Annotated in this window: 19 protein-coding genes; 12 read left to right on the top strand and 7 right to left on the bottom strand. The window is 61.9% G+C overall.

The genetic code is table 11. The annotated features are described in order from the left end of the window. Window positions 1-28 precede the first annotated feature (28 nt). Window positions 29-2,350, bottom strand: a complete 2,322-nt coding sequence (gene mrcB, locus J5M56_RS14380; RefSeq protein WP_060478610.1) for a penicillin-binding protein 1B — start codon at window positions 2,348-2,350, stop codon at window positions 29-31. 117 nt (window positions 2,351-2,467) lie between these two features. Here mrcB and J5M56_RS14375 point away from each other — a divergent pair, with 117 nt between their 5' ends. Then, the gene (locus J5M56_RS14375) at window positions 2,468-4,027 is read left to right on the top strand and encodes a bifunctional aminoglycoside phosphotransferase/ATP-binding protein (protein WP_207937191.1); all 1,560 of its coding nucleotides are present in this window, start codon (window positions 2,468-2,470) and stop codon (window positions 4,025-4,027) included. A gap of 177 nt (window positions 4,028-4,204) precedes the next feature. After that, on the top strand, window positions 4,205-4,510 hold the full coding sequence (locus tag J5M56_RS14370; protein ID WP_207937190.1) for a TfoX/Sxy family protein: 306 nt from the start codon (window positions 4,205-4,207) through the stop codon (window positions 4,508-4,510). 164 nt (window positions 4,511-4,674) lie between these two features. On the opposite strand, the gene J5M56_RS14365 is transcribed toward J5M56_RS14370, so the two are convergent. The 4 genes from J5M56_RS14365 to J5M56_RS14350 are packed head-to-tail and all read right to left on the bottom strand — an operon-like array spanning window position 4,675 to window position 8,245. Continuing rightward, entirely contained in the window at window positions 4,675-5,559 is an 885-nt protein-coding gene (locus tag J5M56_RS14365) for a ChaN family lipoprotein (protein ID WP_207937189.1), read from the bottom strand. Between the two features lie 12 nt (window positions 5,560-5,571). Then, on the bottom strand, window positions 5,572-6,339 hold the full coding sequence (locus J5M56_RS14360; protein WP_060478614.1) for a heme ABC transporter ATP-binding protein: 768 nt from the start codon (window positions 6,337-6,339) through the stop codon (window positions 5,572-5,574). Then, window positions 6,339-7,322 carry an iron ABC transporter permease gene (locus tag J5M56_RS14355; RefSeq protein WP_186478875.1) on the bottom strand — a complete coding sequence of 328 codons (984 nt, stop codon included), beginning with the start codon at window positions 7,320-7,322 and terminating at the stop codon, window positions 6,339-6,341. The genes J5M56_RS14360 and J5M56_RS14355 overlap by 1 nt, the downstream gene beginning before the upstream one ends. 50 nt (window positions 7,323-7,372) lie before the next feature. Beyond that, on the bottom strand, window positions 7,373-8,245 hold the full coding sequence (locus tag J5M56_RS14350; RefSeq protein ID WP_186478839.1) for an ABC transporter substrate-binding protein: 873 nt from the start codon (window positions 8,243-8,245) through the stop codon (window positions 7,373-7,375). Between the two features lie 150 nt (window positions 8,246-8,395). On the opposite strand from J5M56_RS14350, the gene J5M56_RS14345 reads away from it, so the two are divergent. Further along, the gene (locus J5M56_RS14345) at window positions 8,396-8,713 is read left to right on the top strand and encodes a Rieske 2Fe-2S domain-containing protein (protein ID WP_060478617.1); all 318 of its coding nucleotides are present in this window, start codon (window positions 8,396-8,398) and stop codon (window positions 8,711-8,713) included. On the opposite strand, the gene sfsA is transcribed toward J5M56_RS14345, so the two are convergent. Next, on the bottom strand, window positions 8,703-9,413 hold the full coding sequence (sfsA, locus tag J5M56_RS14340) for a DNA/RNA nuclease SfsA (protein WP_186478840.1): 711 nt from the start codon (window positions 9,411-9,413) through the stop codon (window positions 8,703-8,705). The genes J5M56_RS14345 and sfsA overlap by 11 nt on opposite strands. Window positions 9,414-9,415: 2 nt before the next feature. Then, complete coding sequence (locus J5M56_RS14335) at window positions 9,416-10,588, bottom strand: pyridoxal phosphate-dependent aminotransferase (protein WP_060478619.1); 1,173 nt, start codon at window positions 10,586-10,588, stop codon at window positions 9,416-9,418. A gap of 211 nt (window positions 10,589-10,799) precedes the next feature. On the opposite strand from J5M56_RS14335, the gene dksA reads away from it, so the two are divergent. From dksA to panC, 9 genes are all read left to right on the top strand, one after another. Further along, entirely contained in the window at window positions 10,800-11,246 is a 447-nt protein-coding gene (gene dksA / locus J5M56_RS14330; RefSeq protein ID WP_060478620.1) for an RNA polymerase-binding protein DksA, read from the top strand. A gap of 63 nt (window positions 11,247-11,309) precedes the next feature. Next, a complete protein-coding gene (gluQRS, locus tag J5M56_RS14325) occupies window positions 11,310-12,197 on the top strand; it encodes a tRNA glutamyl-Q(34) synthetase GluQRS (protein WP_186478841.1) in 888 nt (295 codons plus the stop codon). A 240-nt stretch (window positions 12,198-12,437) separates the two neighbouring features. After that, entirely contained in the window at window positions 12,438-12,614 is a 177-nt protein-coding gene (locus J5M56_RS14320; protein ID WP_003250005.1) for a hypothetical protein, read from the top strand. Beyond that, a complete protein-coding gene (locus J5M56_RS14315; RefSeq protein WP_207937188.1) occupies window positions 12,598-15,573 on the top strand; it encodes a sensor histidine kinase in 2,976 nt (991 codons plus the stop codon). The genes J5M56_RS14320 and J5M56_RS14315 overlap by 17 nt, the downstream gene beginning before the upstream one ends. Window positions 15,574-15,577: 4 nt before the next feature. Beyond that, window positions 15,578-17,020 (top strand): sigma-54 dependent transcriptional regulator, encoded by a 1,443-nt coding sequence (locus J5M56_RS14310; protein ID WP_207937187.1) that lies wholly within the window; start codon window positions 15,578-15,580, stop codon window positions 17,018-17,020. A 762-nt stretch (window positions 17,021-17,782) separates the two neighbouring features. Then, the gene (locus J5M56_RS14305) at window positions 17,783-19,174 is read left to right on the top strand and encodes a polynucleotide adenylyltransferase PcnB (RefSeq protein ID WP_060478624.1); all 1,392 of its coding nucleotides are present in this window, start codon (window positions 17,783-17,785) and stop codon (window positions 19,172-19,174) included. Next, a complete protein-coding gene (folK, locus tag J5M56_RS14300) occupies window positions 19,171-19,650 on the top strand; it encodes a 2-amino-4-hydroxy-6-hydroxymethyldihydropteridine diphosphokinase (protein WP_186478843.1) in 480 nt (159 codons plus the stop codon). Before J5M56_RS14305 ends, folK begins: the two co-directional genes overlap by 4 nt. A 262-nt stretch (window positions 19,651-19,912) precedes the next feature. Next, complete coding sequence (gene panB, locus J5M56_RS14295; RefSeq protein ID WP_186478844.1) at window positions 19,913-20,713, top strand: 3-methyl-2-oxobutanoate hydroxymethyltransferase; 801 nt, start codon at window positions 19,913-19,915, stop codon at window positions 20,711-20,713. After that, a complete protein-coding gene (gene panC, locus J5M56_RS14290; protein ID WP_060478627.1) occupies window positions 20,710-21,573 on the top strand; it encodes a pantoate--beta-alanine ligase in 864 nt (287 codons plus the stop codon). Before panB ends, panC begins: the two co-directional genes overlap by 4 nt. Window positions 21,574-21,697 lie beyond the last annotated feature (124 nt).

The following is a 21,697-nucleotide window of genomic DNA, read 5'->3' as shown; positions in this document are numbered from 1 at the left end:
TTCACACCTCATCAATGCTGCTCAGGGCTCAGTTCATCCAGCCCTTGACCCAGTCCATGACCGATTCTGCCGGATTCTGCTCACCACCGCAGGTTGCTCCGGCAGGCGGTTCGCTGCCGCGAATATACGGCATCTGCACAGCGCCCGGACAGCTGCTGTCTGAACCTTTGCCGCTATAAGGATCGATCCACGCCTGCACGATGTTGTCTGGTTGAGGCATGTCCAGTGGCAGCGGGTCGGCCTTCTTCATAAAGCTGGTCCAGACCTGCAAGGCGCCAGTTGCACCGGTAAATGGGGTTTTGCCGTTATCGTCGCGCCCCATCCACACCACTGCTAGCAGATCCTGGCTGAAACCAGAGAACCAGCTGTCGCGCGAATCGTTACTGGTACCGGTCTTGCCGGCCAGGGTCAGAGAGCTTGGCAACACGTTGTAGACCGAGCGACCAGTACCCTCACGCATTACCCGCTGCATGGCGTTCTGCACCAGGTAGATGGAGCCTGGGTCGAAGGTCTGCTGGATCTGGAACGGGTAGCGCTTTAGCGGCTCGCCTTCGGCAGTAAGCACGCTGCGGATACCACGCATCGGGGTATTGAAGCCACCGTTGGCGATGGTCTGGTACATGGTCGCAACTTGCATCGGCGACATGCCGCCAGCCCCCAGCAACATGGCAGGGAATGCCGGCCAGTCGACCTTGACGCCGAGGCGGCCGATTGTCTTGATGACATTGGGCACGCCCACTTCAAGGCCAAGCTTGGCGGTCGACAGGTTAAGAGAGTTGGCCAGGCCCTGGTACAGGTAGATCGTACCGTGCGAGCGCCGGTCGTAGTTCTGCGGGCGCCACACTTGGCCGTCGGCGCCTTTGACCGAGAACGGCTCGTCTTGCACCCAAGTGGTCAGGGTGTATTTGCTTGGCTGTTCCAAGGCGGTCAGGTAGACGGCCGGTTTGACCAGCGAGCCAATGGGCCGCACAGCATCGATGGCTCGGTTGAAGCCAGCATAGCCGGATTGGCGGCTGCCGATCAGGGCTTGCACCTCACCGGTCTCCGGGTTGGTCACAACCATCGCCGACTCTACTTCGTCAGCGCCTTTGCGCCCACCAATGCGCTTGAAGGTTTCGGCCATGGAAGCTTCGGCTTTCATCTGCAGGATCGGATCGAAACTGGTGAAAATCCGCAAGCCTTCTTCAGTCAAGTCTTCGTCGCGATAATCCTGGCGCAGCTGGCGCTTGACCAGGTCGAGGAAAGCAGGGAACGAGCTGTCGGCAAGGCTACCGCGCTTGGTCACGCCCAAAGGCATCTTCTTCGCCGCATCGACTTCTGCCTGGCTGGCTACGCCTTGCTCGGCCACGAGGTCCAGAACCAGGTTACGCCGGGCTAGGGCACGCTCAGGATAACGACGCGGGTTGTAGTACGACGGGCCCTTGACCATGCCCACCAGCAAGGCGATCTGATGCAGCTTCAGCTCCGACAGCGGCTGGCTGAAGAAGAACTGGCTGGCTAGGCCGAAACCATGCACCGCACGCTGGCCATCCTGGCCGACGAACACTTCGTTGAGGTACGCCTCGAGGATTTCACGCTTGTCGTAATGCAGCTCCAGCAGCACGGCCATCATTGCTTCGGTGAGCTTACGGGTCAGGCTACGCTCGCTGGTCAGGTAGAAGTTCTTCACCAACTGCTGGGTCAGGGTACTGCCGCCCTGGCGCATGGAGCCGGACGAGGTGTTCACCCACATGGCCCGGGCAATGGATTTGGGCGATACGCCGAAGTGGCTGTAGAAGTCCCGGTCTTCGGTGGCAACCAGGGTTTCGAGCAAATATGGCGGCACCTGATCGATCTTGATCAGGATGCGGTCCTCGAGGTTCTTGGGATAGATACCCCCGATCATCAGAGGCTCCAGGCGGACAACATCGAGCTTCTTGCCATTGGCGCCGGTCAGGTCTGCCACATAGTCGCCGGAGAAACGCACACGCACGAACTGCGCAGGCTCCATACCCTCGTAGAACTGGAAGCCACGGGTATTGAGGTCGACGCTATTGCCGTTGACCGCTGCTGCGCCCGGGCCGTTGGCGGCGCTCTCACGGCGATAGCCAAGGGCATCGAGCTCGGTGAGGAAGTCGTTTTTGCTCAGTTTCTGCCCGGTGAACAGCTCCAACGGCCGGGCATAAACCTTGGCCGGGATAGTCCAGCGCTTGCCGGAAAACTTCTCCTGCACAACGGCATCGAGGTAAACCGCGAAGCCGGCAAGGATCACCAGGCCTACCAGGCTGAGCTTCAAGGCCCAGCCCAGCCAGGCGCGTGAGCGGCCGGTCGGGCGTTTCTGAGGGGTGCGAGTATTTCGAGTTCGAGTCATGGCGGCGGATTATACGCACTTTATGAAGGGTAGGCAGACGCCCTCTGGCGGTATGCAGGGACGGCACCATTGACCATAATGGCGCTTTCGAATTCCCTGCCCCCGGAAGGATTTCCCGTGAGCCAAGCCTTGATCAACGCGTTGCAGAACCCTGCCCTGTACCCTCACCCCGTGGACGGGTTCCAGCTCATCGAGACGCACATCTCCTGGGTCCTGCTCACTGGCGAGTACGCCTACAAGATCAAGAAGCCGATGAATTTCGGCTTCCTCGACTTCACCAGCCTGGGCCAGCGCCAGCATTTTTGTAATGAAGAATTGCGCCTCAACCAGCGCATGACCGAAGGCCTATACCTCGAAGTGCTGCCGATCACCGGTAGTGTCGAAGCGCCGCAGATCGGTGGTGAAGGCCAGGCGTTCGAATATGTGCTGAAGATGCGCCAATTCCCCCAGGGCCAGATGCTCAACACCCTGCAGGCCAATGGCGAACTGGGTACCAGCCATATCGACCAGATGGCTCGCCAGATCGCCGAGTTTCATCTGCAAACGCCCAGGGTACCGGCCGATCAGCCGTATGGCTCGCCAGAAAGCGTCATGGCCCCGGTCGAGCAGAACTTCGAGCAGATCCGTCCATTTCTGAGCGACAAGGCCGACCTGCAGCAACTGGACAACCTGCAAGCCTGGGCGCGCAGCAGCTTCGAACGCCTCGAAGGGCTGTTCGCCTCACGCAAAGCCAACGGCTTCATCCGCGAATGCCATGGCGACATCCATCTGGGCAACGCAACCGTGATCGATGGCAAGGTCGTGATTTTCGACTGCATCGAGTTCAATGAGCCCTTCCGCAAGACCGACGTGTGGGCCGATACCGGCTTTCTGGCCATGGACCTGGAAGACCGCGGCCTCAAGTGCCTGGCACGGCGCTTCGTCAGCCAGTACCTCGAGCTGACCGGCGACTACGAGGGCCTGCAACTGCTCAATTTCTACAAGGCCTACCGCGCGTTGGTACGGGCCAAGATTGCACTGTTCAGCATGCCCGCCAATGCCGACGGCGTGCAGCGCGCCACCAGCCTGCGCACCTACCGCAACTACGCCAACCTGGCAGAAAGCTACAGCGCCATTCCTTCTCGCCTGCTAGCCATCACCCACGGCGTGTCGGCCGTAGGCAAGAGCCACGTGGCCATGCGCCTGGTCGAAGCGCTGGGTGCAGTGCGTGTACGCTCGGACGTGGAGCGCAAGCGACTGTTCGGCGAACAGCAGCAGGATGCCGACCAGCTTCACACTGGCATCTACGGCCAGGATGCCAGTGCAGCGACCTATCAGCGCCTGCACGAATTGGCGGCAATGATCCTGCGTGCAGGCTTCCCGGTCGTGCTCGATGCCACCTACCTGAAGGCTGAACAGCGCCAGGCGGCAGCAGGCGTGGCCAGCGAGACGGGCGTGCCGTTCCTGATCCTCGATTGCCAGGCCCCGGAAGCGGTGATCGCCAGTTGGCTGCAACAGCGCCAGGCGCAAAATAGCGACCCGTCCGATGCAACGCTGGAGGTGGTCAAGGCTCAGCAGCAGAACCGTGAACCACTCAATGCCCAGGAGCAGCAACACAGCACCCGCATCGACACTCAGGAATCCAGTGGCATGGACCAGGTGATCGAACAGATTCGCCAGCGTCTGCCAGGGCTGTAAAGGCACGCCGCGCCTGTTCCGGCTATTCGGAGCAGGCGCCAACCCTCGCTACTGCGCTTGTCATTCCCATATTCCCGATGGCCAAACGCCGCGTATTTCCCAACCCCCGCTACACTCCTCTCTGACCTGCTCGCGATTTATCCACCCCGACCCGTTCAGCCATCGCAAGGAGGCTCGATGAACGATGAATTGCAGCATTTGAAAAATCTTGGCAAGACCTCTGCGCAGTGGTTGCATGCCGCCGGTATCCACAGTGCATCGGACTTGCGTCGGCTGGGCGCGGTCGGTGCCTACCAAGCGGTGAAAACCCGAGGGTTCAGGGCGTCCAAGGTGTTGCTGTACGCAATCGAAGGGGCCTTACTGGACATTCACTGGAACGATTTGCCAGCCGAACGCAAGCGAGCCCTCAATCAGCAGCTAGACGCAAAAAGTCAGCTGCCAAAAAAATCGGAATTAACTGCAGAAAAGGGATTGACGCCGTAATGAGAATCGTTATGATTATCACAACTGGTCGCGAGACTGGTTGGATAACCTGAGAGGCCTTGGTTCGGACTCTCAGATTATCTCCTCATCAGGCTAATCACGGTTATTGACCCGGCACTTTGCCGGGTCTTTTTTTGCCTGCGATTCAGGGCCCGCTGGCGTATCTATTTGAACCGGGCGCAGTAATCCTGCTCTGGCATCGCCGCGGTGTACCAGACGTAATCGGCCATTGCCGGCTCGACCTGCCCCCCGACCTCGGCCAGCAGCAGCACCTTGCTCTCACCTTTTGCGCCCAGATCGGCGAGGTGCAACGGTACCCCCAGGTCCTTGCGCGCATGGTAGGCACCGGCGAGCAGCAATGCAGGCTGCGGCGCCGTCAGCAGCCGTTCGGCAATACGCCGATCGCGCTGTTGCTGCACCGCCAGCATCGCCGGGAGCTGGCTATCGGGCAACAGGCCGCAGTGCCCCTGCTTGACGTGTTCGCGCAGGGCCGCCCTGACCGATGGAGCGGTGGATAGAGTGCCCGTCAAGCGCACCGGGTTGCGATAGGCCTCGCGCAGTTGCGCAGGTGAAAGGTTGGCCGCCAACAGCGGCACCTGGTGTTGCAACGCTTCTCGGACGATGGGGCCGTAAAGCTGCCAGTCCCAGCCTTTATCCCAAGCCAGTGCTGTGGGCAGGTCCAGGGGGAGTTGCGCAAGCCCGGCGAGTGCATCGGCCTTGCTCTGCTGCTCAGGTTGCAGCATTTCCAGCAGCAGGCTGCCCTGGGCCCGATGCTGCTGCAGCGCGCGCAACAACCATAATTGCAACGCATGATGATCGGGGCTGTCGTGCTTCTCCCCGACCAGTACGCGTGGCGCATCGGCCAAGCCTTCTAAGAGCTGCTCAGGGCTGATCACCTGCCCGCTGGCCACGTCGTGTATCTGCCCCAGTTCAGGGCTATCAAGGCCCTCGCTGCCCTGCCAGGCGGGTAACGGCGGCAAACTGGCCTGGCAGCCCGCCAGCACCAAGCTCAGAAAAAGTACTGAAGCGCACAGCAGTGGATAGCCCACGGGGATTGCCTCCTAGCGGGTAATGATCAATGGGTGCCCCCGTTCAGGATGGGGCTGCACCAGCACGTCGATACCAAACACGGCTTTGAGCAGCGACGGCGTCAGAACCGCCTGCGGCGCCGCCAGGGCGTGGCTACGACCCTCTTGCAGCAGCATGATGCGATCACAGTATCGTGCCGCCAGGTTCAAGTCATGCAGGATCACCAGCACAGCGGCGCCGGAATCGGCGAACCGGCGCACGGCCTCCAGGGTGGTGTGCTGATGCAGCGGGTCGAGCATCGATGTGGGCTCATCGAGTAGCAACGTAGCGCCCGCCTTCCCCGGCCAAAGCTGGGCCAGCACTCTTGCCAGATGCACCCGTTGCCGTTCGCCGCCCGACAGCGCCAGGTAACTGCGCCCCACCAAATGCCCGGCATCCGCTGCCTGCAGCGCATGTTCGATGATCTCGGCATCTCGGAGTTGCCCGCTGTCATGCGGCATGCGGCCCATGGCCACAACTTCCTCGACCTTGAAAGAAAAACCCAGGCTCGAGGCCTGCGGTAGTACTGCCAGGCACCTGGCACGCGCCTGCCCTGGCCAGTCAGCCAAAGGGCGACCTTGCAGGGTTACTTGCCCACGCTGCGGCACCAACTCGCCACACAAGACCCCGAGCAAGCTGCTCTTGCCAGCCCCATTGGGGCCAAGAACGCCCGTCACCTGTCCGGGGCTCAGTTGTAAATCTATGTCATGGAGCACGTCATTGCTGCCACGGCGCAGATGCAGCCCTTGAACTTGCAGCATCAACTGCGCCCTCTTATCAACAGCATCAGAAAGAACGGCGCACCAATAAAGGCCGTGACGATACCGATTGGCAACTCGGCAGGCGCCAGCAACAGCCGCGCGGCAAGGTCGGCGAACAGCATGAGTATGCCGCCGGCCAGCAATGACGCGGGTAGCACGACCCGATGGTCGGGCCCAGCCAGCAGGCGCACCAGGTGGGGAACCACCAGGCCGATAAAACCGATCAATCCGGCTGCAGCCACGCCAGCGCCCACCCCCAATGCGGTACAGAACACCAGTTCGCGCTTGAGGCGCTCCACGTCAACCCCCAGGTGGCGCGCCTCCGACTCGCCCAACAACAAGGCATTCAACGCTTTGGCCCGGCGCGGTAGCCAGACGGCCACGCCCACAGCGATCAGCAACAGTGGCCAAAGCCGCGCGTAGCTGGCGCCATTGAGGCTGCCCAGGTTCCAGAATGTCAGGGTCCGCAGGGTGGCATCATCGGCCAGATAAGACAGCAGGCCCACGGCGGCGCCGCCCAGCGCTGTCATGGCCACACCGGCCAGCAGCATGGTGGCAACATGGGTCTGGCCATCACGTCGGCCTAGCCGATAAACCAGGGCAGTCACGCCTAACCCACCGATGAAAGCGCACAACGACAAAAGATAAGGCGCAATTACCTCTGGCAAACCACCCAGCCAGCTGCCACCGACGATGGCCAGCGCTGCGCCCATAGCCGCCCCAGAGGCAACACCGACCAGGCCCGGGTCGGCCAGAGGGTTTCGAAACAGCCCCTGCATGGCCACCCCAGATAACGCCAGTACCGCGCCCACTGCCAAGCCCAGTAAGGTACGCGGAAGGCGAATCTGCCCAACAATCATCTCGGCCTGTTGCACCCCGTCGCCTGCGATGGGCAAGCCCAGCAGACGCAGACCGGCGCGGGCGGTGTCGCCCAATGGCAGGCTGACCGGCCCTAGTGCCAGTGACAACCACACCGCCAGCAGGCACAGCAATGTCAGGCAAGTGAGAAGTGTTCGCGGTGCAATCCGTTGTTTCATTTAGCGTTGCTTGCCGGATAGAACGCCGCGGCCAGTGCCTGCAAGGCCCCTGGCAAACGCGGGCCCAGGCCACCCACCAACAAAGTCGGGTCGAACGACACCAGGCGCTGTTCATGCACGGCGCGCGAAGCCGCCAACCCGGGATTCTCCTTCAGCAAGGCCTGCAACGCCTGCTCGCCGGCCAGCGCGCGGTCGGAAAACACCACGACATCCGGGTCGAGCGCCGCCAATGCCTCGCTGGAAAAATTCTTGTAGCCCTGGTGCTCTGCGAGGTTACGCGCACCTGCCTGGCGCAGCACCCAATCCCCTGCCGTGCCCTGCCCGGCAACCAGCGGCTTGGCGCCGGCATGGCCGATCAGCAGCAGCACGCCCGGTGCCTTGCGTTGCTGCTTGGCCTGCGCCACGTGCAGCTCCAGCGCCTGCATTTGCTGGCGATAGCTGGCCGACAGCTGCGCGGCCTTCTGCTCGGTGCCCAACAGCGCGCCCAAGTGCGTGAGGTTCTGATCCACCGCAGCCAGCTCAGCCTGGCTTGTGAACAGCTCCACCCGCACACCGGCATTACGCAACTGCGTGAGTACCGGCGGCGGCCCCATCTCGTCGGTGCCCACCAGCACATCCGGGCGCAAGCTGAGAATGCCTTCGGCTGACAACTGCCGCTGATAACCTATGCTGGGCAGCGCCTTGAGCGACTCGGGGTGCTGGCTGGTGGTATCCACCCCCACAAGACGTGACTCACCGCCCAGCTCGCAGATCCACTCACTCAGCGCACCGCCAGCACTCACCCAGCGTTGCGGCACATCGGTGGCCACAGCCTGGAGAGAAGTGAATAAAGCTGCACACAGGGCGAGCAAAGCAGCGGGACGGCGCATCGTTGGTTTCCTTCTGAAGGCGGGCCGCAGGCCTTGTAGCGGGCGGCAGAACTGCGCACCATAGACAGCTGGCGCAGCCAATGAGTGGAATTTGATAATTATTCGCATTGGCGCGTCAAGCCATCACTTTGTTTCACGAGCCTTTGTGCAATGCACTTTCTTTGTCCTTCCGCAGCCCTGCCCGAGGCCCACAGCCGCGCTTTCAGCGTAGACGGCATCGACCTGTTGGGCGTGCGCCGTCACGGCCAGGTTTACCTGTACCGTAACCGCTGCCCGCATCGCGGCATCCCGCTGAACTGGGCACCCGATGCTTTCGTGGATGAGAGCGCCAGCCTGATCCGCTGCGCCCATCATGGCGCGCTGTTTCTTGTGGAAAATGGCGAATGCGTGGCAGGCCCCTGTGAAGGCGAGGTGCTGCAAGCCCTAGGCTGCCATGAAGACAGCCAGGGCATCTGGCTCAAGAATTGAGCAGCACCGGCAGAGCGCGGTCGATGACAATTTGTTCGCGGTCCAGACGAACAGCGTAGGCCAACACGTGCACACCGTCCGCTACTGCAGCCCGCAGGGCCTGGGCATAGGCAAAGTCGATTTCCTCGGCAGGACGCACGGCCTCGATACCGGTAAGGTTCACGCAATACAGCTGCACGGCCCGAACGCCTTGACGGGCCAGGGCCGCCAATTCGCGCAGATGCTTGGCACCACGCTGGGTCACGGCATCCGGAAATGCCGCTACGGCCGTGTCCGGGTAACCAAGGGTTACGCTTTTGACCTCGACATAAGCAGGCCCGGCAGGGAACTCAAGGCGAAAATCCACCCGGCTGCGTTCTTCACCATAAGCGACCTCACGTTTGAGCCCGGTGAAACCGGCAAGCTCCTCAATCACGCCTGCTCGCAGGGCCTCCTCGACCAACGCATTGGCCCGCCCGGTATTGATACAGGCCAGGCGCCCCTGCGGCGTTTCGCTGATCTCCCAGGTGCCTGGCAGCTTGCGCTTGGGGTCATTAGAGCGGCTGAACCATACCTGCCCACCCTCGCGCATGCAGTTGAGCATAGAGCCGGTGTTCGGGCAGTGAATGGTGAGCTGCTCACCATTGGCCAACTCGATGTCCGCCAGAAAGCGTTTGTAGCGGCGCAGCAGGCGCCCTTGTTCCAGTTTTGGAAAAAGCACCGTTAGCCCTGCCAGCTGCGCAGGCCACGGGCGATGCGCTCCACCGCCTGCTCCAGGCGCGGCAGGCTCTGGGTGTAGGCAAAGCGTACATGGTGCCCGGCCAAGTGGCGGCCAAAGTCCAGGCCCGGCGTGAAGGCCAGGTGTTCGGTTTCCAAAAAGTGCTGACAGAACGCGAACGCGTCACCGCCGAAGGCGCTGATATCGGCATACAGGTAGAACGCCCCCTGCGGTTCCACAGCGATGCGAAAGCCCAATTCACGTAACGCAGGCAACAGATAGTCGCGTCGACGAGCGAATTCAGCCCGGCGTTCCTCGAAAATCGCCAACGTTTGTGGCTGGAAACACGCCAGCGCAGCATGCTGAGCCATGCTCGGGGCACTGATGTAGAGGTTTTGTGCCAGCTTTTCCAGGTCGGCAACAGCACCGGGCGGCGCTACCAGCCAGCCAAGCCGCCACCCGGTCATGCCGAAATACTTGGAAAAACTATTGAGAACGAACGCCGAGTCGTCCACTTCCAGTACGCTCGGCGCATCCATGCCGTAGGTCAGGCCGTGGTAGATCTCGTCCACTACCAAATGGCCATGACGCTCATGGGTTGCCTTGGCCAGGCTAGCCAGTTCATCGCGCCCAAGCACCGTGCCAGTCGGGTTGGCCGGCGAGGCGACCAAGGCACCGACGCTGTCCTTGTCCCAGTAGCGTCCGACCAGGTCGGCTGTGAGCTGGTAATTGACCTCCGGCCCCACTGGCACCAACTGCGCCCCGCCTTCGACCAGGCGCAGAAAATGGCGGTTGCACGGGTATCCAGGGTCGGCCAACAGCCAGTGCTTGCCCGGATCTACCAGCAGACTGCTGGCCAGCAGCAACGCGCCCGAACCACCCGGCGTGACCAGAATTCGCTCGGGGTCGATACCCAGGCCGTAACGCTGGCCATAAAAATCGGCGATCGCCTCACGCAGCGCCGGCAACCCACGAGCGGCAGTGTAGCGAGTGTGCCCGGCAGCCAGCGCGGCCTGGCCGGCGGCGACGATCGGTGCAGCGGTGGTGAAATCCGGCTCGCCGATTTCCAAGTGGATCACATCATGCCCGGCCGCTTGCAGCTCGTTGGCACGCGCCAGCAAAGCCATGACGTGGAAGGGTTCGATGGCGCGGCTGCGCGCACTGTAAGGGTGGGCCATGACCTTCTCTCAAATGGGGCTAAACTGTTGATTCTACCTGTGCACGGCAGCGAACGTGCGGCGCGTGCCGCTGTCAACACCTAGGATCGGGCCGGGGTAGCGCACCCCCGATCTATCTGGTAAGTTCGGCGGCTCGCAGTCGCAGGGCCGGCGGGTGCCGGAGATGGAGCAGCCTGCGCATTGGATCAGATGAGTGAGAGGCGGTCTATTCATGTCCACCGTAGAAAAGCAAAAAACCGGTCAGACCATGTACGGTGTCGAGCCCTATAAAGAGACCAAGGGCGAGGAGTACATGGGTGAGCCCATGAAGAAGCACTTCACCAAGCTTCTCAACGCTTGGAAAGGCGAGCTCATGCAGAGTGTCGACCGCACTGTAGACCACATGAAGGACGAAGCTGCGAACTTCCCGGACCCGGCCGACCGGGCCAGCCAGGAAGAAGAGTTTGCCCTGGAGCTGCGCAACCGCGATCGCGAGCGCAAGCTCATCAAGAAGATCGACAAGACGTTGCAGAAGATTCAGGACGAAGAGTACGGCTGGTGTGACTCCTGCGGTATCGAGATCGGCCTGCGCCGCCTTGAAGCCCGCCCTACTGCCGACCTGTGCTTCGACTGCAAGGAAATTTCCGAGAAAAAGGAAAAGACTGTCGGCAAAGGCTGATCGTCAAACCACCCAAACGGGGCGCTTATTGCGCCCCGTTTCATTTATATGCCCGGCAATACCATGAAAGACTCCCGATACATCGGCCGCTTCGCCCCTACCCCAAGCGGGTTTCTGCACTTCGGCTCGCTGGTCGCCGCCCTCGCCTCCTGGCTGGATGCACGTGCGGTGGATGGCCGCTGGCTGTTGCGCATGGAAGACACCGACCCGCCGCGCGAAATGCCCGGCGCCCGCGATGCCATCCTGCAGACCCTGGAGCGCTACGGCCTGCACTGGGACGGCGAGGTGGTTTACCAGAGCCAACGCCACGAGGCTTATGCGGCAGTGGTAGAGCGCCTGTTCAACATGGGCCTGGCTTACGCCTGTACCTGTTCACGCAAGCAGCTCGAAGGCTACGACGGCATCTACCCGGGCTTTTGCCGCAACGCAGGGCATGCCCGCGAAGGGGCGGCGATCCGGCTGCGGGTGCCTGAACTGCTCTACCGCTTCACTGACCGCGTGCAGGGTGAATTCCAGCAGCATTTGGGGCGGGAGGTGGGCGATTTCGTGATCCAGCGGCGCGATGGGCTGTATGCCTATCAACTGGCAGTGGTGTTGGACGATGCCTGGCAAGGCGTCACCGATATCGTGCGCGGCGCCGACCTGCTCGACAATACCCCACGGCAGCTTTACCTGCAGGAACTGCTGGGCTTTTCCCAACCGCGCTACCTGCACATTCCCCTGATCGTTCAACCCGACGGGCACAAGCTGGGCAAGTCGTACCGTTCACCGCCCTTGCAGGCCGAGCATGCGACGCCATTGCTGTTACGCGCACTGCGGGCCCTGGGCCAGGACACCACCCCTGACTTGCTGCTGGCAACGCCCGCCGAAGTGCTGGCGGTAGCGCGTCAGCAGTGGAGGCCAGAGGCAATTGCCCGAAAGGCCACGGTGCCAGAGGCTGACTTGCATTGAGACGGATGCGCCCCTTCGCGGGTGAACCCTCTGTTGCAGGGCTTGCACAGTTGTGAGGTGCGAGGTACCCCCTCAGAGCGGGTTCACCGTTGAAGAGAGCGCCCAGGTGGCACATTCTCGAAATCAAAAGTCGAACGAATTCAAACTCTTGGCCAATGCCATGGATTCCCGCTAGCATCCCCCCAGCCAATTGCGCCAATAATAACGCCAACCCCGCAGCGCCCAACCATCGAGGCCAGCATGTACATCTATCGTTTGGTCCTGCTTCTGGTCGTGGGGATCTATCTGTTCTCCCCGGCCATCATGGACTGGTGGATCGAACCGACCGGTGCCTGGTACCGCCCCTACCTGCTCTGGCTGATCCTGATCGTCGTCACCTTCATTCTGCAGAGCCAACGAGATGCCGATGAGCTTTAGCCTGACCCAGATGATCCTGATCAGCGCCGCGTACCTGATGGTGCTGTTCGGCGTGGCCTGGATCAGCGAGCGTGGGCTGATCCCGCGTTCGATCATACGCCACCCGCTGACCTACACGCTTTCGCTGGGGGTCTACGCCAGTGCCTGGGCCTTCTATGGCTCGGTAGGCTTGGCCTATCAGTATGGCTACGGCTTCCTCGCCTGCTACCTGGGGGTCTCGGGCGCCTTCCTGCTGGCGCCGGTGCTGCTGTATCCGATCCTCAAGATCACCCGCACCTACCAATTGTCGTCGCTGGCTGACCTGTTGGCATTTCGCTTTCGCAGCACCTGGGCTGGCGCGCTGACCACGATCATCATGCTGATAGGCGTGCTACCCCTGCTGGCCCTGCAGATCCAGGCGGTGGCCGATTCGATCAGCATCCTCACCGGGGAACCCGTCAAGGCACGGGTTGCCTTTGCCTTCTGCGTACTGATTGTTCTGTTCACCATCTTCTTCGGCTCGCGCCACATCGCCACCCGCGAGAAACACGAAGGCCTGGTGTTCGCCATCGCCTTCGAGTCGGTGATCAAGCTGCTGGCCCTGGGCGGCGTCGGCCTGTATGCGCTTTATGGAGTGTTCGGAGGCCCCCATCAGTTGGAAGTGTGGCTGCTGCAGAACCAGACGGCCCTGGCGGCGCTGCACACCCCATTGCAGGAAGGCCCCTGGCGCACCTTGCTGCTGGTGTTCTTTGCCTCGGCCATCGTCATGCCGCACATGTACCACATGGCCTTCACCGAAAACCTCAATCCACGTTCGCTGGTCAGCGCCAGCTGGGGCCTGCCGTTGTTCCTGCTGCTGATGAGCCTGGCAGTGCCACTGGTGCTGTGGGCAGGCCTGCGCCTGGGCGCCAGCACCAACCCCGAGTATTTCACCCTGGGCCTGGGTATCGCCGCCAACAACCAGGCGTTGGCTTTGCTCGCCTACGTAGGCGGGCTGGCATCGGCCAGCGGGCTGATCATCGTCACCACCCTCGCCCTCTCGGGCATGGCCCTGAACCACCTGGTGCTGCCGCTGTACCAGCCACCGGCCGAAGGCAACATCTATCGCTGGCTGAAATGGACGCGCCGCGCGCTGATCGTGGCGATCATCACCGCAGGGTTCGTTTTCTACCTGACTCAGAGCAACCACCAGAGCCTGGCCAACCTGGGTATCGTGGCATTCGTCGCCACCTTGCAGTTCCTGCCTGGCGTGCTGTCGGTACTGTACTGGCCGACCGCCAACCGCCGCGGCTTCATCGCAGGGCTGCTGGCCGGGACCTTAGTGTGGATGGCGACCATGCTGCTGCCGCTGCTGGGCAACCTGCAAGGGTTCTACATTCCGTCACTGGACATGATCTATGTGCTCGACGACACCAGCTGGCACATGGCGGCCATCGCCTCGCTGGCGGCCAACGTCTTGTTGTTCACGCTGATTTCGCTTTTCACCAACGCCAGCAGCGAGGAAGTCAGTGCCGCCGAAGCCTGCGCAGTGGACAATGTACGCCGCCCACAGCGCCGCGAACTGCATGCTGCCTCACCCCAGGAATTCGCCACACAGTTGGCCAAGCCGCTGGGCGCCAAGGCTGCGCAGAAGGAAGTCGAGCAGGCCCTACGTGACCTTTACCTGCCATTCGACGAGCGTCGCCCCTATGCCTTGCGCCGCCTGCGCGACCGTATCGAAGCCAACCTCTCGGGCCTGATGGGGCCGAGCGTTGCCCAGGACATGGTCGAGACCTTCCTGCCTTACAAATCTGGTAACGAAAACTACGTCACCGAAGACATCCACTTCATCGAAAGCCGCCTGGAAGACTACCACTCGCGCCTCACCGGCCTGGCGGCCGAACTCGATGCCCTGCGCCGCTACCACCGTCAGACCTTGCAGGAACTGCCCATGGGCGTCTGCTCGCTGGCCAAGGATCAGGAGATCCTGATGTGGAACAAGGCCATGGAAGAGCTGACCGGCATCGCCGCCAAGCATGTGGTCGGCTCACGCCTGATGACCATCGGCGAGCCGTGGCGCGGCCTGCTGCAAGGCTTCATCAACGTTCCCGACGAGCACCTGCACAAGCAGCGCCTGGCGCTAGATGGCCAGCCGCGCTGGTTGAACCTGCACAAGGCGGCCATCGACGAGCCGCTGGCACCGGGCAACAGCGGCCTGGTGCTGCTGGTCGAAGACCTTACCGAGACTCAAGCCCTGGAAGACAAGCTGGTGCATTCCGAGCGCCTGGCCAGCATCGGCCGGCTGGCTGCTGGGGTGGCCCACGAAATCGGCAACCCGATCACCGGCATCGCCTGCCTGGCGCAGAACCTGCGTGAAGAACGCGAAGGCGATGGCGAGATCATCGAGCTGTCCAGCCAGATCCTCGAGCAGACCAAACGTGTCTCGCGCATCGTCCAGTCGCTGATGAGCTTCGCCCACGCAGGTGGTAGCCATCAGAACAGCGAAGAACCCGTATGCCTGGCCGAAGTGGCGCAAGACGCCATTGGTCTGCTGGCATTGAACCGGCGCAATTTCGAAGTACAGTTCTTCAACCTCTGTGACCCCGACCACTGGGCCGAAGGCGACCCGCAACGCCTGGCGCAGGTGCTGATCAACCTGCTTTCCAACGCCCGCGACGCCTCGCCGCCGGGCAGCGCCGTGCGAGTACGCAGCGCCGTCTGCGAACACACCGTCGACCTGATCGTCGAGGACGAAGGCAGCGGGATACCCAAGAGCATCATGGACCGCCTGTTCGAACCGTTCTTCACCACCAAGGACCCAGGCGAGGGAACCGGACTCGGGCTCGCTCTGGTCTATTCCATCGTGGAAGAGCATTATGGGCAAATCACCATCGACAGCCCGGCCGACATCGAACGGCAACGTGGCACCCGGATACGCGTGACCCTGCCCCGGCATGTCGTAGCGACGTCCCCTGAAATTCGAGACCGTCGAGAGAATTGAATCAATGCCGCATATTCTGATCGTCGAAGACGAAACCATCATCCGCTCGGCCCTGCGTCGGCTGCTCGAACGCAACCAGTACCAGGTCAGCGAAGCCGGCTCGGTGCAGGAAGCCCAGGAACGCTTCAGCATCGCCACCTTCGACCTGATCGTCAGCGACCTGCGCCTGCCTGGCGCCCCTGGCACCGAGCTGATCAAACTCGGTCAGGGCACGCCGGTGCTGATCATGACCAGCTACGCCAGCCTGCGCTCGGCGGTAGACTCGATGAAGATGGGCGCGGTGGACTATATCGCCAAGCCTTTCGACCATGATGAAATGCTTCAGGCCGTCGCACGCATCCTGCGTGACCGGCAGAGCGCCCCAACGGCGGCGCAAGCACCGGCAGCCGAGCCGCGGGCCAACGGCAAGGCTGCAACAGCGGACAAACCTGCCGCCGCCAATGGTGAGATCGGCATTATCGGGTCGTGCCCGCCAATGCAGGATCTGTACAGCAAGATCCGCAAGGTGGCGCCCACCGACTCCAATGTGCTGATCCAGGGTGAGTCGGGCACCGGTAAAGAGCTGGTGGCCCGTGCCCTGCACAACCTTTCGCGGCGCGCCAAGGCGCCGATGATTTCGGTGAATTGCGCGGCGATTCCAGAAACCTTGATCGAGTCAGAACTGTTCGGCCACGAAAAAGGCGCATTCACCGGTGCCAGTGCTGGCCGCGCAGGCTTGGTAGAGGCGGCCGACGGTGGCACCCTGTTCCTCGACGAAATCGGTGAGTTGCCGCTCGAAGCCCAGGCTCGCCTGCTGCGCGTGCTGCAGGAAGGCGAGATCCGCAGGGTCGGCTCGGTTCAGTCGCAGAAAGTCGACGTGCGCTTGATTGCCGCGACCCACCGTGACCTCAAAAACCTGGCCAAGGCCGGGCAGTTCCGTGAAGACCTTTATTACCGCCTTCACGTGATTGCGCTGAAGTTGCCGGCGCTGCGCGAGCGCGGCAGTGACGTAAACGAAATTGCCAACGCTTTCCTTGCACGCCAGAGTGCGCGCATCGGTCGGGACGACCTGCATTTTTCCGCCGAAGCCGAGCAAGCCATTCGTCACTACAGCTGGCCGGGTAACGTGCGCGAACTGGAAAACGCCGTGGAGCGCGCAGTTATCCTCAGCGAGAGCGCGGAAATTTCCGCAGACATGCTGGGCATCGATATCGAGCTGAGCGACCTGGAAGAAGACGACATTCTCGACAACGCCCTGGCCGCAGCCAGTGCCAGCAGCGCAAGCCATGAGCCCACCGAGGATTTGTCGCTGGAGGATTACTTCCAGCACTTCGTGCTCGAGCACCAGGACCACATGACCGAAACCGAGTTGGCACGCAAGCTGGGTGTCAGCCGCAAATGCCTGTGGGAGCGGCGCCAGCGCCTGGGCATCCCGCGGCGCAAGAGCAACGCAACCAGCGATAACTGAGCGGGGCTCAAGCCCCAGCGCCTGTGAGATCGCGCGCCGCCCGCGCGGCGCTCGATTTCACAACCGCTAGATATGTCAAGCAAGCCCTCTCGTAACCCCCCACCCCCACATAAATCTGTTACCCAACCTTTCCGACGTAACAGTTCCCGAGGCGTACGGTAACGAAATTTCTACATTTCCTGCCGTTGGAAAAGCCAAGAATCCTTCCAACCCCTTGATTTCATTGGGTTTTCAAAAGTTGGCACGGCACCTGCTATATGTCTGGTACAAGAACAATAACAAGCATAGCAACTCAGAATAAGAACAAGACGAAACGGCTCACGCACAATAAAAACAAGACGGCGGAGGCGCAGCTAACTGATTCTTTTGGAGAGGATGCGTGTTTGGGGCTTGCCCCACGACCAGGCAGAGAACAACAAAAACTGCACTTAAAAGCAGCGCCTGAACTGGTTGGATCGAAAGGTCAACGTGACATCAGCGGCCAAAGCAATCCGTTTGCTCTTAACCCCTGGATTGGGGGTCGTCCACAAGCTTCGAGATTTGTGGGCAGGGCACTCAACAAAAACAAGAAGCCCAGTCGAAAAATAATAAGAGCACGCAACGACTTCTTGGGGAGCTTAGGCTCCCCTTGTCGTTTCTCCCTCCTTGCGCAGGGCTTCCTGCGACCGCCTACACCATTCCCCGAGTAAATGCTAGAATCCCCGCCCATCATGCGGCCATTCTCCTATTGTTGGCCGAACATTCCTTCAAACAGTGCATCCCATGCTGAAGAAGCTGTTCCAGTCGTTCCGCCCTCCCGTACCGGGCCAGCACCACAGGCGCACTACGCCTGAGGTGATCAACAAAAGCCAACATTCGCTGCAGCGCCACCAGTTCAGCCGGCATGCGGTGAACATCGTCGAGCGCCTGCAAAGTGCGGGCTACCAGGCCTACCTGGTTGGTGGCTGCGTCCGCGACCTGATGCTGGGCATCACGCCCAAGGACTTCGACGTCGCCACCAGTGCCACCCCCGAACAGGTGCGTGCCGAGTTCCGTAACGCGCGCATCATCGGCCGGCGCTTCAAGCTGGTCCACGTGCATTTCGGCCGTGAGATCATCGAAGTCGCCACCTTCCGTGCCCATCACTCCGAAGACGACCAGGGTGACAGCCACCGTTCGTCGCACAACGCCAGTGGTCGCATACTGCGTGACAACGTATACGGCACCTTGGAAGAAGATGCGCAGCGCCGCGACTTCACCATCAATGCCCTTTACTACGACCCGGTCAGCGAGCGCATCCTGGACTACGCCAACGGCGTTCATGATGTGCGTAACCGCCTGCTGCGTCTGATTGGCGACCCGACTCACCGCTACCAGGAAGACCCGGTACGCATGCTGCGTGCTGTGCGGTTCGCCGCCAAGCTGGATTTCGGCATCGAGAAGCACACGTTCCAGCCGATCCGCAAACTGGCGCCTATGTTGCGCGAGATACCGCCTGCACGCCTGTTCGAGGAATGCTTAAAGCTGTTCCTTTCGGGGCAAGGGGCGATGGCCTTCGAAATGCTGGTCGACCTCGAGTTGTTCGAGCCGCTGTTCCCAGCCAGTGCTCACGCCTTGGACGAGCGTCCGACCTATACCCACACCCTGATCAGCCAGGCATTGAGCAACACCGACCTGCGGGTCAAACAAGGCAAGCCGGTCACCCCTGCCTTCCTGTTCGCGGCTCTGCTCTGGCCTGCCTTGCCAAGCCGTGTGCTGCACCTGCAGAGCCAGGGCGTACCGCCCATTCCAGCCATGAACGGTGCGGCCCATGACCTGATCGCCGAGCAATGTGCGCGCATTGCCATACCCAAGCGCTTCACCCTGCCGATTCGTGAAATCTGGGACATGCAGGAGCGCTTGCCCCGTCGCAGTGGTAAGCGTGCAGACCTACTGCTGGATAACCCGCGCTTCCGCGCCGGCTACGACTTCCTGCTGCTGCGCGAAAGCGCTGGCGAGCAAACCGATGACCTCGGCCAGTGGTGGACGGATTACCAGGAGGCCAACGACAGTGAGCGGCGCGAGATGATCCGCGAGCTGGGCAGCCGTGACGAAGGCGGCGCGGGCACGGCTCGCAAACGCAAGCGCAGTGGCGGCAAGCGCAAGCGCAGCGGTGGTGACGAGGCCTTCGAGTGACCACCCGCGCCTTCATCGGCCTGGGCAGTAACCTGGACGCCCCGGCCGAGCAACTGCGCAGCGCCCTCCAAGCGCTGGACAAGATTGACGGCACTGGGCTGGTAGCGGCATCGGCCCTGTATACCAGCGACTCACTGCTGCCCGGCCAACCGCGCTACACCAACGCCGTCGCGGCACTGGACACCACGCTGGCGCCACTGGCTTTGCTCGATGCTCTGCAAGTCATCGAAAACGATCAGGGCCGCGTGCGCAAAGAGCGCTGGGGCCCACGCACGCTGGACCTGGATATCCTGCTGTACGGTGACCAGGTCATCGACGTACCCCGCCTCAAGGTGCCGCATTACCACATGCATGCCCGCCCTTTCGTGCTGTACCCCTTGGCCGAGCTGGTGGCGAGCGACTTCTGCCTGGCCGATGGCCGTACCCTCGCCCAACTGCTCGAAGCCTGCCCGTTCGTCGGCCTGGAACGCCTGTAAACCGGGCGTTTGAGACATTAGGCAAAGCGCGGTAACGCCAGTAACACCCCGTTAGTAACAATGCGGTAACAGGGTGATTGACTTCCCCCACCTCGCTCACGACTATAGGCGTCCCGTGTGGCACCCCGATGCCACATACCCGTATTTAGGCCCGGACGGACCTGTGCCCGAACATCACACCCGATGATGTGCCGCTCCGGAAGATGACTACACGCGTTGTATGCAGTCGTTTTTCACAGCGCCTGAACGAGGATTTACCTACATGCCTGAAGTAACCCTGACGACCCTCCACGGCCTGAAGGCCAAGGGTGAAAAGATCACCATGCTGACCTGCTACGATGCAACCTTCGCCAAGGCCTGCAGCCAGGCCGGCGTCGATGTGTTGCTGGTAGGCGACTCTCTGGGCATGGTCTTGCAGGGCCATGACAGCACCCTGCCCGTCACCACCGAAGAAATGGCCTACCACACAGCCTGCGTCAAACGCGGCAACGATGGCGCGCTGATCCTCGCCGATCTGCCGTTCATGGCCCACGCGACACCAGAGCAGGCTTTTGCCAACTGCGCCAAACTGATGCAGGCCGGCGCTCATATGATCAAACTAGAAGGCGCTGCCTGGCTGGCCGATACCATCCGCCTGCTGGCCGAACGCGGTGTGCCGGTATGCGCGCACATGGGCCTGACCCCACAGACTGTCAACGTACTGGGCGGTTACAAGGTGCAGGGCCGCCAGGAAGCGCAAGCGCGGCAAATGCGCGCCGACGCCATCGCACTGGAACAGGCAGGCGCGGCAATGCTGCTGCTTGAATGCGTGCCCAGTGAGCTGGCAGCAGAAATCACTCAGGCAGTGAGCATTCCGGTCATCGGCATTGGCGCAGGTAGCGCCACCGACGGCCAGGTACTGGTCCTGCACGACATGCTTGGCCTGTCCTTGAGCGGCCGGGTGCCCAAGTTCGTGAGGAACTTCATGCAAGGTCAGCCAGACATCCACAGCGCCCTCAGTGCCTACGTCACCGCGGTCAAGGGTGTCACCTTCCCTGCAGCCGAGCACGGATTCAGCGCATGAACACAGTCAAGACCGTCCGCGAACTGCGCGCAGCCGTCGCTCGCGCCCGCGGCGAAGGCAAGCGCATCGCCTTCGTGCCGACCATGGGCAACTTGCACAGCGGCCACGCTGCGCTGGTGACCAAGGCAGCTCAACGTGCCGATTTCGTCGTGGCCAGCATCTTCGTCAACCCATTGCAGTTCGGCGCCAACGAAGACTTGGACAAGTACCCCCGCACACTGGCTGCCGACCAGCAGCGCCTGCTCGATGCCGGCTGCCACCTGCTGTTCGCGCCCACGGTACAAGAGATGTACCCTGACGGCATGGCCGTGCAAACCCGCGTCAGCGTACCTCAGCTCTCCGAAGGCCTTTGCGGCGCCAGCCGGCCAGGCCACTTCGAAGGCGTGGCGACCGTGGTCAGCAAGCTGTTCAACATGGTCCAGCCAGACCTGGCCGTGTTCGGCGAAAAGGACTACCAGCAACTGGCGGTGATCCGCGCCATGGTGCGCGACCTGAACATGCCGATCCAGATCATTGGCGAGCCCACCGTTCGCGCCGAAGACGGCTTGGCGCTGTCTTCGCGCAACGGTTACCTCACCCCTGAACAGCGGACCACGGCGCCGGTCGTGTATCGCACCCTGAGGCAGATCGCCGATGCGCTTGGTCGCGGCCAGGTAGATTTCGACGCACTGATCGAGCAAGGCAAGGCCGACCTTATCGCCGCCGGGCTGCGCCCGGACTACTTGGAGGTGCGCCACGCAGTCAATCTGCGCCCGGCCACTTTTGGCGACCGCGACCTCGTCATTCTGGTAGCTGCTTATTTAGGCAACACCCGGCTGATCGACAATCTCTACCTGCATCTGGACGAAAAAACCGCATAACGGTCAGGGGGTGCCGTGCCGCCCATGGCCCCCCTAAAAACCCCCGCCTCCCCATTCCCTGCACGCGCCCTTTGCCTATAATGATGGCCAGTCTGAACCCGGCAATGAGTGCCCTGTCCAAGGC

Source organism: Pseudomonas sp. 51_B (assembly GCF_017491595.1).
GTDB classification, from domain to species: Bacteria; Pseudomonadota; Gammaproteobacteria; order Pseudomonadales; family Pseudomonadaceae; genus Aquipseudomonas; species Aquipseudomonas promysalinigenes.
Note: the sequence above shows the minus strand (reverse complement) of the source record. Positions and strands in the feature narration are given on the sequence as shown.